This is a genomic window from Proteus sp. TSJ240517 (genome assembly GCF_047921575.1).
Classification (GTDB): Bacteria; Pseudomonadota; Gammaproteobacteria; order Enterobacterales; family Enterobacteriaceae; genus Proteus.
This window is the reverse complement of sequence record NZ_JBLRMH010000006.1, coordinates 244440-258202: the sequence shown is the minus strand read 5'-3', so window position 1 is coordinate 258202 and position 13763 is coordinate 244440. Positions and strand designations below refer to the sequence as shown.

At 40.5% G+C, this 13763-nt stretch carries 11 protein-coding genes; 10 read left to right on the top strand and 1 reads right to left on the bottom strand.

The annotated features are described in order from the left end of the window. The first annotated feature begins 40 nt into the window (after positions 1 to 40). From groL to ACNARN_RS12235, 5 genes are all read left to right on the top strand, one after another. Entirely contained in the window at positions 41 to 1687 is a 1647-nt protein-coding gene (gene groL, locus ACNARN_RS12255; protein WP_198621032.1) for a chaperonin GroEL, read from the top strand. Between the two features lie 336 nt (positions 1688 to 2023). Beyond that, complete coding sequence (gene abiEi, locus ACNARN_RS12250; protein WP_198621033.1) at positions 2024 to 2557, top strand: type IV toxin-antitoxin system AbiEi family antitoxin; 534 nt, start codon at positions 2024 to 2026, stop codon at positions 2555 to 2557. After that, positions 2550 to 3479, top strand: a complete 930-nt coding sequence (locus ACNARN_RS12245) for a nucleotidyl transferase AbiEii/AbiGii toxin family protein (protein WP_416304508.1) — start codon at positions 2550 to 2552, stop codon at positions 3477 to 3479. The genes abiEi and ACNARN_RS12245 overlap by 8 nt, the downstream gene beginning before the upstream one ends. Before the next feature lie 210 nt (positions 3480 to 3689). Then, on the top strand, positions 3690 to 5321 hold the full coding sequence (locus ACNARN_RS12240) for a Na+/H+ antiporter (RefSeq protein ID WP_416304507.1): 1632 nt from the start codon (positions 3690 to 3692) through the stop codon (positions 5319 to 5321). A gap of 325 nt (positions 5322 to 5646) precedes the next feature. Beyond that, complete coding sequence (locus ACNARN_RS12235; protein ID WP_023582946.1) at positions 5647 to 5991, top strand: DUF4156 domain-containing protein; 345 nt, start codon at positions 5647 to 5649, stop codon at positions 5989 to 5991. Between the two features lie 106 nt (positions 5992 to 6097). Here the strand turns inward: ACNARN_RS12235 and epmB are convergent, their stop codons facing one another. Further along, positions 6098 to 7126 carry an EF-P beta-lysylation protein EpmB gene (gene epmB, locus ACNARN_RS12230; protein ID WP_416304506.1) on the bottom strand — a complete coding sequence of 343 codons (1029 nt, stop codon included), beginning with the start codon at positions 7124 to 7126 and terminating at the stop codon, positions 6098 to 6100. Positions 7127 to 7170: 44 nt separating this feature from the next. Between epmB and efp the strand changes: the two genes are divergently transcribed. The 5 genes from efp to ACNARN_RS12205 all read left to right on the top strand — a co-directional run bounded on the left by efp (position 7171) and on the right by ACNARN_RS12205 (position 13751). Then, complete coding sequence (gene efp / locus ACNARN_RS12225; protein WP_088494539.1) at positions 7171 to 7737, top strand: elongation factor P; 567 nt, start codon at positions 7171 to 7173, stop codon at positions 7735 to 7737. A gap of 955 nt (positions 7738 to 8692) precedes the next feature. Then, positions 8693 to 9313: a 4Fe-4S dicluster domain-containing protein gene (locus ACNARN_RS12220; RefSeq protein WP_198621036.1), complete on the top strand. Its 621-nt coding sequence runs from the start codon at positions 8693 to 8695 to the stop codon at positions 9311 to 9313. A gap of 1 nt (position 9314) precedes the next feature. Then, positions 9315 to 11330, top strand: coding sequence for a hydrogenase 4 subunit B (gene hyfB / locus ACNARN_RS12215; RefSeq protein ID WP_198621037.1), 2016 nt, complete (start codon positions 9315 to 9317; stop codon positions 11328 to 11330). 12 nt (positions 11331 to 11342) lie between these two features. Then, a complete protein-coding gene (locus ACNARN_RS12210; RefSeq protein WP_006536164.1) occupies positions 11343 to 12293 on the top strand; it encodes a respiratory chain complex I subunit 1 family protein in 951 nt (316 codons plus the stop codon). Positions 12294 to 12299: 6 nt separating this feature from the next. After that, positions 12300 to 13751, top strand: a complete 1452-nt coding sequence (locus ACNARN_RS12205; protein WP_109374268.1) for a hydrogenase 4 subunit D — start codon at positions 12300 to 12302, stop codon at positions 13749 to 13751. Positions 13752 to 13763: the final 12 nt, after the last annotated feature.

Here is a 13763-nt window from a genome sequence, read left to right as displayed (position 1 = left end):
AAGATCTTCTTAAACTGAACGAATTCAAAGGAAATATACGATGGCAGCTAAAGACGTCAAATTCGGTGTAGATGCTCGTAATAAAATGTTACGTGGTGTTAATGTTCTTGCAGATGCAGTTAAAGTAACTTTAGGTCCTAAAGGTCGTAATGTTGTTTTAGATAAATCTTTCGGCGCACCTGTTATTACTAAAGATGGTGTATCTGTTGCTCGCGAAATTGAACTCGAAGATAAATTCGAGAACATGGGCGCACAGATGGTGAAAGAAGTTGCTTCTAAAGCCAATGATGCGGCAGGTGATGGTACTACAACTGCAACAGTATTAGCACAATCAATCATTGCCGAAGGCTTAAAAGCAGTTGCCGCTGGCATGAACCCTATGGATCTGAAACGCGGTATCGACAAAGCTGTTCTTGCAGCAGTCGAAGAACTGAAAAAACTGTCTGTTCCATGTTCAGATACTAAGGCGATTGCTCAAGTTGGTACAATTTCTGCTAACTCTGATGAAACCGTTGGTACTCTGATCGCGCAAGCGATGGATAAAGTGGGTAAAGAAGGTGTTATCACCGTTGAAGAAGGTACTGGCTTAGAAGACGAGCTAGACGTTGTTGAAGGTATGCAGTTTGACCGTGGTTATCTGTCTCCTTACTTCATCAACAAACCTGAAACGGGTACAGCAGAATTAGAAAACCCATTCATTCTGTTAGTTGATAAAAAAGTTTCTAACATCCGTGAATTACTGCCTGTCTTAGAAGGTGTTGCTAAAGCTAACAAACCTCTGCTTATCATTGCAGAAGACGTTGAAGGTGAAGCACTGGCAACATTAGTTGTGAACAACATGCGTGGTATCGTTAAAGTTGCTGCTGTTAAAGCACCTGGCTTTGGTGATCGTCGTAAAGCAATGTTGCAAGATATCGCAACATTAACTAACGGTGCTGTGATTTCTGAAGAAATCGGCATGGAGTTAGAAAAAGCAACATTAGAAGACTTAGGTCAAGCAAAACGTGTTGTTATCAACAAAGATACAACCACTATTATTGATGGTTTAGGTGATCAAGACGCTATCAGCGGTCGTGTATCTCAAATCCGTCAACAAATCGAAGATGCAACTTCAGATTATGACCGTGAAAAATTACAAGAACGCGTTGCTAAATTAGCTGGCGGTGTTGCAGTAATTAAAGTAGGTGCAGCAACTGAAGTTGAAATGAAAGAAAAACGTGCTCGTGTTGACGATGCTCTGCATGCAACTCGTGCAGCGGTTGAAGAAGGCGTTGTTGCGGGTGGTGGTACTGCGCTGGTTCGTGTTGCTAACGCTCTGCGTGATATGGTTGGTGATAACGAAGAACAAACAGTGGGTATCCGCGTTGCATTACGTGCAATGGAATCTCCAATGCGTCAAATCGTTGCTAACGCAGGTGAAGAGCCATCTGTTGTTGTAAACAACGTGAAAGCGGGTGAAGGTAACTACGGTTATAACGCGGCAACTGATGTTTACGGCGATATGATTGATATGGGTATCTTAGATCCAACTAAAGTTACTCGTTCTGCACTGCAATTTGCAGCATCTATCGCAGGTCTGATGATCACAACAGAAGCAATGATCACAGATTCACCTAAAGATGACAAAATGGATTTAGGTGGCGCTGGCGGTATGGGCGGCATGGGTGGAATGGGCGGCATGATGTAATTCATCAGCTTACCGTTTTACAGAGAAAACCCGAGCTTAGGCTCGGGTTTTTTTATGTCTAAATACGATCGAGATTTGAAAATCACTATTGTAAATTAATACTTAGTGGGCAAAGAATTTCGAAAACCTTCAAAAAAATATTTGATATTTTCTCGTCAAATCCGATATTGGGCACGAATTGTCACTTCTGGAGTTTGGATCAGATCCTGTATATCTTATTATTAGTATACATAATATCCCCTTTTTGGGGGGGTATTTGTTAACATAATTCGCATATCATACCTTTAGTACACAAAATCACCCCTTATAAAGGGTGGTTTCGTTTGAGGTAACACTATGGATTTAATAACCGCTGTTAATACTTTTGAAAAATTTGCTAATCAAGGCAGAAATATTTTTCTCACCAGAGATTTAGAAATACTCTTTCCTGATGAGTCCCAAAAGACACTGCAAAAATCAGTCGATCGATTGGTCTCTGCTAATGTGTTGAAGCGAGCGTCAAAAGGTGTATACATCTATTCGCATGGCTCGTTAGGACCTTATCCTTTGGAGCGCTTAGCCGAAAATATTAGACGAGGCCATTACAACTATGTCAGCCTTGAATCAGCTTTGTCTCAGTATGGTGTTATTTCACAGATTCCCATCGATAGATTAACCATTATGTCAACGGGGCGTTCAGGTGAGTTTAAAACCCCTTGGGGAGTTATTGAAATTACTCATACGAAAAAGAAACCGTTTGAAATCATCAATACAACCATAAAAGGAAGAGGGCCGATGAGGATCGCGACGAAGGAAACGGCTGTTAAAGACTTGATACGGGTTGGTAGAAACACACACCTCATTCAACCAGAGGAACTTTATAATGACTGACCTCGTTGATTTTAACAAATTGGTTGATGATATTGTCATGCAAAAAGGCTATGTCTCCAATAGACCTGTCGTAGAAAAGGAATTGTTTTACTATGACATTATTTTTGCTTTATCTTCGGCAGGTCTTTTAAAGAGTCTTACATTTCAAGGTGGTACATCACTCAGGCTTTGCTATAACTCAAACAGGTTTAGTGAAGATCTGGATTTTGCTGGTGGTCGTGACTTTTGTTCAGAGCAGATGCTTGAAATTAAAGGCTGCATTGAAAAGTATGTTGGTGAACGTTATGGATTAGAGGTCGTTGTTAAAGAACCTAAAGAATTGAGAAAGGAGCCGGAATACGCTGATGTTAAAGTTGATAAATGGCAAATTTCAGTGACGACCAATCAGGGTAAAAATGATTTGCCGAAACAGAAAATCAAAATAGAAATAGCCAATATCCCAGCGTACACACAAAGTATAAAAACACTTGTTTCAAACTATGAGCAGCTCCCAAGTGGATACTCTGATCTCATTATTCGCGTGGAAGAACTCACAGAAATTATGGCTGATAAATTGGTATCTTTCCCAGCAACGACAAGTCATATTCGATATCGAGATATGTGGGATTTGGTATGGTTACATCAGCAAGGTGCAAAACCTGACGCTGAATTGGTCATGAAAAAGATTGCTGATTATAAACTGAATGATGAATTTGAAGGGGTGTTACAGGAAAAGATTGGCTCTTTACCCATACTGGTGAAAAGTGCCAGATTTGAAGGTGAAATGAAACGCTTTTTACCCGTATCCGTAGTAGAGAGAACCATCAATCAGCCGGATTTTCTGATATTTCTACAATCAACCCTTCACGAATTGCTGATTACTATCCAAACAGATATCTATGGTAGCAAAGAGCCGAAATCAGAGAAAAAATTTGAAATGTAGATAACAATTTAAGCCCAGATCTAGATAATGAAGTGACCCTAATGACTAAGGTCACTTCGTAGACTCGGGTCTTTTTATGCCGTTTTATTTCAGAATTATCAGATAATTCATTTTATATATAATTAGAAACAACTTATTTCTTTACAATTAGGCAACAGATCGTTTTTACTGCACCGCTTAAAAAATATTAAATAAATTGGGGTGCTCACCATGTCTGTCGTCGCAATTGTACTTATCTTTCTTTTTGCCGTGATTGTGAGTGTGTTTATCTCACGATTACTGTCAGAAAAAATTCCTTTGCCATTAATCCAAATTGCGGTTGGCGCATGTTTGTCGATCTTTGGCTTTGAAGTGGCGTTTGATCCACATCTTTTCTTGTTCCTCTTTATTCCTCCATTGCTGTTTTTAGATGGTTGGCGTATTCCCAAAGAGGCGTTGTTCCAAGAGATTAAACCGATTATGTCGTTAGCGATCGGTTTAGTTGTTGTTACCGTAATTGGGATGGGCTTTTTTATTCATTGGCTTATTCCTTCTATTTCGCTTGCGATTGCTTTTGCATTAGCCGCGATTTTATCGCCAACCGATCCTGTTTCTGTGTCTGCAATGACAGTCAATTCGCCACTTCCTTCACGTATGACACATATTTTAGAAGGCGAGTCGTTGCTTAATGACGCTACAGGCTTAGTCTGTTTTAGCTTTGCGGTCGCAGCAGCATTAACAGGTTCTTTTTCTATTGCTTCAGCAACGGGGCAATTTTTATTAGTTGCTTTAGGTGGTGCTACGATTGGTTTGATTGTGGCTGGCGTGATTGGGCGATTAAATCAGTTTTTGGTTAAACGTACTGGTGAAGATCCAGCTATCCAAATCTTGATCAGCTTATTGATGCCGTTTATTGCTTATTTATTAGCGGAGCATTTCCATGTATCTGGGATCTTAGCAGCGGTTGTTGCTGGTATTGCAATGCACTACGAAAAAATCGTGGGTCGTATGCAAGCAGCGACACGTATGCAAAGTAAAGCGGTTTGGGATACGGTTCAGGTTGCACTTAATGGCATGATTTTTATTCTATTAGGCGAACAACTTCCTGCAATGTGGAAAATTTTACCTGAAGTGACGCAATCGGCGGGTGCAACTAATCCTTGGGCAGTTGTAGGTTATATTATCGTTATTACAATCGGACTTGCTGTACTGCGTTTTTCGTGGGTATGGGTATCGATGTCGCTGACGGTATTCCGTTCTCCTAATAAACGTTTATCTCGTCATGATCTGCGCTTAATGGCGATTATGGCAACAGCGGGTGTTAGAGGTGCGATTACACTAGCAGGTATCTTAACCCTTCCTTTATTAATGACAGATGGTTCACCTTTCCCAACACGAGATCTCGCCATCTTTATTTCCATGGGCGTTATTCTCTGTTCATTATTGATAGCCACAATTGCATTGCCGATTTTAACTAAAGGGCTATCAGAAGATTTACCTTATGAAAATGATGAAATTCGTACGCGTTTGGCGTTAAACGAAGCGGCGATTGCGCATATTAATGAGCTAATGAACCAACCTTGTGAAGATCTTGATGAGATGTCACTACGCAATGAGGCAGGTTCACATTTATTAGAAATTTATAGCCGTCGTCTTGATAGTGAAGACAGTGTGCAAGAAGGGGCGCTTGATCTGAAACGCTTGTTTAGCATGGAGCGTCAGTTGTCTCGCAGTGCATTAAAAATAGAGCGCGATACATTACAGCAGTTACGTAAATCACGTCATATTAGCGAACATATTTTTCATCGTTTACGCCATGAATTAGATTTAAAAGAAGAAGCGTTGAATCATCATTTGAGTTAATTTGTTCAATATTATCTTCAGATAGCGGTTTGCTGTCTGAAGATTTTTAAAAAAATGAACTAATTGTGTGTTCATTCTCGCACTGTGTAGGCTGAAAATAGGTCAGATCGTTTTAAAAGCATAAAAGCGGTGTAGAATAGGGGCATTATTGCTTTGTCTATCTCAAAGCCGAATTTGTACGTTAAAATAAGTTTGAAGCGAAAATAATATCTTAAGGCTATTGGCTAATGTGAGATAGTGATGATGATTTATTTTTGCGCATAAGAGAGATGACAAGGTATATTGTTGTCATTACTAAACGGACACTCACATAAATGAGGGGATCATGCGAATTAAATTGTTATTGGGAGCTGCTGCTGCGTTGTTACTAGCAGGCTGTTCTGCAACAAACACATTAAGCACTGCGGGCTCACAGGTACAAATCACTGATACGCAACCAGGCAGTGAATGCCAATTATTAGGAACAGTGACAGGTGTTCAAAATAACTGGTTATCAGGTTCCCGTACTGAAAGCCAATCACTGCGAGGTGCTGCTAACGATCTACGTAATAAAGCAGCCGCAATGGGTGGTAACGTTATTTTTAATGTTGGTACTGGCGCAGGTAGCTTTGTTGATAGCTTTGCACCATTAGATAGCAAAATGAGTGGACAAGTTTATAAATGCCAATAAGGGCATTTTATTTATTCACTATTTATTAGTCTGCTAATAGATAAAAAGCTGTAGTCACTTCATCTATTTGAATTGAGCTACAGCTTTTTTGTTTTTGTGATATGGATTATTGCTGGCGTAATCCAAGATCTAACAACGTCTTACTAGGTTCACCACCAATTTCACGCGTGAGTTTAGGTACCATATAACCTGAAACTAAGCTCATTAGTGCTTTCATGATCTCTCTTGCTTCACTGTCTGGCACCATAAAGTGAGCAGCACCTTGCACTTTATCTAGAACATGTAAGTAATACGGCATAACGCCGGCATCAAATAGTGTGCGACTTAAATCCGCAAGGACTTCAGCACTGTCATTGACACCTCGTAATAACACACCTTGATTCAATAAAGTGACGTTGGCATTTTTTAGCTTTGAACAAGCTTCTCTCAATGCGTCATCAATCTCATTGGCGTGATTGATGTGCAATACCATGATATTTTGCAAACGTGATTGTTGCAGGCGTTTGCATAGCGTATCCGTAATACGTGCAGGGATAACCACAGGTAAGCGAGAGTGGATACGTAAGCGCTTAAGATGAGGAATAGCCTCTAATTGTGTTATCAACCAATCAAGCTCATCATCTTTCGCCATAAGGGGATCTCCCCCTGAGAAGATGATTTCATCGAGTTTTGAGTTATTTTTGATATACTCAATTGCTTTTTGCCAATTCGCTTTGTTTCCTTTGTTATCTTCGTAAGGAAAATGACGACGAAAACAGTAGCGGCAATTGACAGCGCAACCACCTTTGACCAGAAGCAATGCACGATTCTGATATTTATGTAATAAACCTGGCACCGCATTTTGTTGCTCATCTAACGGATCCGTAGAAAATCCTGGTGTTATGGTAAATTCAGCATTTGCAGTTAATACTTGTAAAAGTAATGGATCGTTAGGATCGCCTTTTTTCATGCGTGCAACGAATTCACGGGGAACCCGTAGCGGAAAAAGCCGTCGCGCCTGAGCCCCTTTTTGGAGATCAGCGTGATGTTCCAACGCTAAAAGTTGGAGTAATTCAACAGGATCACTGATTGCCTGCGCGAGTTGTGTTAACCAGACTTCTCTGGTGGGGTGATTATGAGTTACAATGTGTGCCATTTTTTGGCTATGCCATTTTAAATTAAAAAAGTTAGAGGATATTCATGGCTTCTTATAATACCAACGATTTTCGTTCAGGTCTTAAAATCATGTTAGATGGCGAGCCAGCCGTCATTACTGAATGTGAATTTGTTAAACCAGGTAAAGGTCAGGCATTTGCTCGTGTGCGTCTGCGTAAACTGATTTCTAACAAATTACTGGAAAAAACATTTAAATCTACTGATTCAGCAGATGGTGCTGATGTCATGGATATCAACTTAACTTACCTGTACAACGACGGTGAGTTCTGGCATTTCATGAACAACGAAACCTTCGAACAATTAGCAGCAGACGAGAAAGCTGTTGGCGAAAATGCTAAATGGCTGATTGACCAAGCTGAGTGTATCGTAACACTGTGGGATGGTCGTCCTATCGCTGTTGTTCCACCAAACTTTGTTGAATTAGAAATCGTTGATACTGATCCAGGCCTGAAAGGTGACACCGCAGGTACAGGTGGTAAACCAGCAACATTAAGCACTGGTGCGGTTGTTAAAGTTCCACTGTTTGTACAAATCGGTGAAGTTATCAAAGTTGATACTCGTTCAGGTGAATACGTATCGCGCGTAAAATAATCGCATAGATTATTTTACTGAGCGAAACGATAAGCACAATAAATAATTACCGCAGATAATGTTAAATATCTGCGGTATTTTTTTATTTTAATTTATAAATATTGATTAATAGGTAGTATTTTCTTTCTAAAAATTTGAGTGATTTGTATTACTGCATTATTTAATTTTATGTGTTATTATTTTGTTTCTAACTTATTTACCCCTTCATTATTCCTGATGCCAAAATAGAATGTGATATTCAATATTGGAATTGGTAAAAAATAACCATTTTTTTAAAATAAGCGTGTAGGTTGTTTTGGTAAAGACAATCCACAGCAATATTTATTTAAGTTATTTTGACTTTCCTTTAAGAGATATTGAAGAGTATAGATAAAAACATTAATCCTGTAATATTATTGATCTTTATTTTATATTTTAGTTGTACTAGGGAAACCCTTTCAATATAGACATTTACTTTGATATATCTCTTTTATTTTTTTCTTCTTTTCTTTTATTCTGTGATTAATATTAACTAAATTAGGTTTTTTAAATAAAATCTCATTTCTTTTCATCTCTCTTTTATTATTAATTTTCTATCCCTAAATAACGATAATTGAATCATTAACTAGATTATTATTTAGTTTAAAATAATCATTTTCGGTTAATGCTTTTAACTCTGAAATAAAATAATTGCTAACACTAAATAAAAACTCTATCAAATATTATGGTATTTGAGTAATAACGCCAATTAAGCAGAAAAAATCGATTTTTATCTGTCTCATTTCATTTCTTACACTCTAGTTAAGTGTCAACGTCATTATTGTCGATACGTCATTCTTAGTTCCTTCTTGTGTTTCTATCTTAATGATTTTTATCATAAATAAATTAAATCCTCTCTTGGCATGAAATATGCTTTATCTAAAGAAAAATTGACGACAGTAATGCTGTTAAACGTTTTTCTCGGAGGATGTGGCGAATGAATCGCTTTGTAATTGCAGAGCCACAACGATGCATAGGGTGTAATACCTGTATGGCAGCTTGCTCAGAAGTTCACCAAGCTGTGGGTTTACAGGCGCATCCGCGTCTTACAGTGGTAAAAGTGGAGGATCAGACAGCACCGATGCTTTGTCGGCACTGTGAGGATGCTCCTTGTGCTCGCGTGTGCCCAGTCAATGCCATCACTCATGAAGATAATATGATCTTTCTTAATGAGAGCCTGTGTATTGGCTGTAAGTTGTGTGGTCTAGTTTGTCCTTTTGGTGCAATTACACCATCAGGTAGTAAACCCGTTAACTTACCGGCTGTTTTTGAACACTTTGTGCCTGAAGAAATGTTGGCAGATGTGCCAGCAAGTCTTCCAACAACCAACCCATTCCTTGCATGGAATGCAGGTATCCGCGCAATCGCAGTGAAATGTGATTTATGTGCTTTCTCTGATGAAGGCCCTGCTTGTGTCAACGTATGTCCAACCGATGCATTGCATTTAGTTGAAGAAGACAAACTTGAAGAGCAGATGAAAACGCGTCGCTTAGGCTCTGTGATGGAACCCATTACGAATCTTGACGATTTATCTACTTTGACACAGGAGCGGAAGTAATATGGAACCTCTTCAGTTACTGCTGTGGTCAGTCATCCTGTATGTTGTTGGTGGCGTTATTGCACTGTTTTTAAAAAAACAGGAAGGGTTGGCAATCCTTATTTCAGGGATCAGCGCAATCATTGGTGGTGTCTTAGGTATTTTAAGTGCATTACCGGTTATTTTTGGTGGTGAAATCGCTACTTTTACCGCCGCAGGGCCTTTCGATTTTGCCGCCTTTGTGGTGCGCATGGATATGTTAGGCGCCTTTATGGTGTTCGTCATTTCATTACTGGTCAGCGTGTGTGCGCTTTATTCTCTTGCTTATGTGCAAGAATATAAAGGACGCGGCGCTTGGAGCATGGGATTCTTTATGAATCTGTTTATTGCTTCTATGGTTGGCTTAGTGGTGATGGATAATGCGTTCTACTTTATTATCCTGTTCGAAATGATGTCACTGGCTTCTTGGTTCTTAGTTATTGCTGACCAAGATGACGAATCTATTCACGCAGGTTTACTCTACTTCTTTATTGCTCACGCAGGCTCCGTGTTAATCATGATTGCCTTCTTCTTGATGTGGCGTGAAAGTGGTAGCCTTGATTTTGATTCATTCCGTCAACTCTCTCTTTCTCCTGCGATGGCCTCTGTGGTGTTCTTACTGGGCTTCTTTGGTTTTGGTGCCAAAGCCGGTATGTTGCCATTACACAGTTGGTTACCAAAAGCTCACCCCGCAGCACCTTCTCATGCATCGGCATTAATGTCAGGTGTAATGGTTAAAATTGGTATCTTCGGGATAATTAAAGTCGGTATCGATTTGTTGGGTGCTACTGAAATGTGGTGGGGAATTGTCGTCCTCGCATTCGGTGCGGTTTCTTCTGTATTGGGTGTTATGTACGCATTAGCAGAACACGATTTAAAACGTTTACTTGCATGGCATACCGTTGAAAATATCGGCATCATTTTAATGGGTGTTGGTGTCGGTATGGTAGGAATGGCAACAGATCATCCTGTTATTGCCGCACTTGGCCTGTTAGGTGCTTTATATCACTTATTAAACCATGCGGTGTTTAAAGGATTATTATTCCTCGGAGCTGGCGCCATTATTAATCAAATTCACACTCGTGATATGGACAAAATGGGTGGGTTAGCCAAACTGATGCCTTACACTGCAACGGCATTCTTAATTGGTTGTATGGCGATTTCAGCGTTACCACCATTAAACGGTTTTGTTAGTGAATGGTATACCTATCAGTCTCTATTTACGATGAGTTACGAAGGTAACTTTGTGATGCGCTTAAGTGGTCCTATTGCCATTATTATGCTGGCAATTACAGGGGCATTAGCGGCAATGTGTTTCGTTAAAGTCTATGGTGTTAGCTTCTGTGGCGGTCCTCGTAGTGAGCAAGCAACAAAAGCAAAAGAAGTACCACTACCAATGACGATTGCGATGGGTTTATTAGCACTTTTCTGTGTTGTGTTAGGTGTGGGAGCTGCTTTTGTTGCACCAATCATTGCCAATATTGCAATGTCTCTTAGCGAAACCAGCGCATTAACTGTGGCTCAAGGCTCAATGCTTGTTCCTGATACTGCATCACAAGCAATGTTCTCTCCAGCATTAACATTTGTTTTATTAATTGCTCTACCGCTTATCCCATTCCTGATTTACCTCGGCCTAAAAGGCAATCAACCTGCGTTTCGTCGTAAAGGTAATCCTTGGGCGTGTGGTTATGTGTGGGAAAAAGATATGGCAGTGTCAGCAGGTGGCTTTACTCAAGCATTACGCAGCATGTTTGCACCACTTTATCGTATGCGTAAACAACTTGATCCATCTCCATTGCTGTCTCGTGGTTTTAATAAAACACAGCTCGGTGCTGAAAAGGTCGAACCATTCTGGGATGAACGCATTATTTATCCTCTGGTTCGTGGTATCCAACGTTTTGCAAAACGTATCCAATGCCTACAAGGCGGGGATTTCAGACTCTATTGTCTATACGTTGTTGCAGCGCTGGTCATCTTGCTTTTAGTCATCGCAGCGTAAGGAGAGGGACTTATGACTTTCCAAGAAGCACCTACGTTAATGATGGGTATATTCGCACTAATACAAGCACTCTTTTTATTGGCGATAACCCCATTATGTACAGGTATTTCGCGCACAATTCGCGCCAAGATGCATTCGCGTCAAGGCCCTGGGATTTTGCAAGATTATCGAGATATCTTTAAGTTATTTAAACGTCAATCAGTAGCACCTGAGCAATCTGGCGTGATCTTCCAAGTGATGCCTTATGTACTACTTGGCAGCATGCTGGTGGTTGCAATGGCACTGCCTGTCTTTACCGCAACGTCACTGTTTGCGGGTGCAGCCGATCTTATCGCACTGATTTATCTGTTTGCACTTTATCGTTTCTTCTTCTCTTTATCGGGTCTGGATTCAGGAAGCCCATTTGCTGGTATTGGTGCTAGCCGTGAATTAACTCTGGGTGTGTTAGTAGAGCCTATCTTAGTGTTATCACTGATTGTGGTGGCTTTAATTGTGGGTTCAACCAACGTCGGCACTATTAGTGCAACACTTGCTCAAGGGTGGGTATCACCAACTGCCACACTGTTAGCCTTATTAGCTTGTGCTTTTGCTGCATTTATCGAAATGGGAAAAATGCCATTCGACGTTGCAGAAGCTGAGCAAGAGTTACAAGAAGGACCATTAACTGAATATTCAGGCTCTGGTTTTGCCATGGTGAAACTGGGTCTTGGGTTAAAACAAGTGGTAGTGGCTGAACTGTTCTTAGCCATATTTATTCCTTTTGGTAAAGCAACAGAATTCACCTTTATTGCACTGATCATTGCGTTAGTTTTAATGGCAGTAAAATTGTTAGTGGTGTTTGTATTAGCGTCATTGGTTGAAAACAGTTTAGCGCGTGGTCGCTTCTTACTGACTCACCATGTGACATGGTTAGGATTCGGTGTTGCGGCACTGGCTCTTGTTTTCTATTTAACCGGTCTATAAGGAGCGATGATTACAATGGAAAATATAGCTCTTGCGACCTTACTCATCCCATTTGCGGGGGCGTTGATTACGTCCTTAATGCCAAATCGGATGGCGAAGTGGTTATGTACACTGTTCGCTTTATTAGCCACATTAGGAACGGTTGTTTTAGGTTGGCAGTTCCTCGCTGAAGGTAAAGTCGATACCACAATTACGCTAGTACAATATGGCGATGTTGCGCTCTTTGGTTTTACCATTGATCGTGTCAGTACATTGATTGCTTTCGCTGTTGTGTTCTTAGGATTGTTGGTGAGTTTTTACTCCACTGGCTATCTAACCAATGGCAACCGCGAGCATCCACATGATGGTACTCGTCGCTATTATGCCTTTTTGTTGATTTTTATTGGTGCAATGGCGGGGTTAGTCCTTTCATCGACTATTCTGGGGCAACTCCTGTTTTTCGAAATCACCGGGGGATGTTCTTGGGGATTAATCGGTTACTACCAATCTGAAAAATCGCTCCGTTCAGCAATGAAAGCGTTGTTGATCACTCACGTTGCTTCAATCGGTCTTTATCTCGCAGCTGCAACTCTGTTTGTGAGTACGGGGACATTTGAATTAACCGCAATTGCAACCTTAGATGAGCCAACCAAACTGATTGTATTTGGTGGAATTCTCTTTGCTGCTTGGGGTAAATCAGCGCAATTACCACTGCAAGCTTGGTTACCTGATGCGATGGAAGCACCAACTCCTGTGAGTGCTTACTTACACGCCGCGTCAATGGTAAAAGTCGGTGTTTACATCTTTGCTCGTGCGATTATGTCAGCAGATGGTGATGTTCCTCACCTTATTGGTTGGGTGGGTATTACCATGGCGGTTATCACGTTGATTTATGGCTTTATGATGTATCTGCCACAAAAAGATATGAAACGCTTGTTAGCATGGTCAACTATCACTCAGCTCTCTTATATCTTCCTTGCATTATCTATTTCAATCTTTGGACCGCGCGAAGCGTTTGAAGGTGGTATTGCTTATATCTTTAACCATGCCTTCGCTAAAAGTTTGTTCTTCTTAGTTGCTGGTGCATTGAGTTATAGCTGTGGTACTCGTATGTTGCCGCGCTTAAAAGGGTTAATTAATAAATATCCATTATTGGGTGTGGGTTTCTGTGTTGCTGCGCTGGCAATCGCAGGTGTTCCACCAATGAATGGCTTCTTTAGTAAATTCCCAATTTTTGCCGCAGGTTTTGAACTGTCGAGTGTTTTCTGGGTGATGACACCAATTATGGTGCTAGTACTGATTGAATCTGTTGCTAGCTTCACTTGGTTTATCTACTGGTTTGGTCGTGTCGTTCCTGGCAAACCAAGTACAGAAGTTGAGGAAGGACAGCCTGTTCCTATGGCAATGCAAATTGTAATTGGAATACTGATTATTATGTCCTTTGCATCCAGTGTTATCGCAGTCACTTGGCTAGGATAAGGGAGATAAATC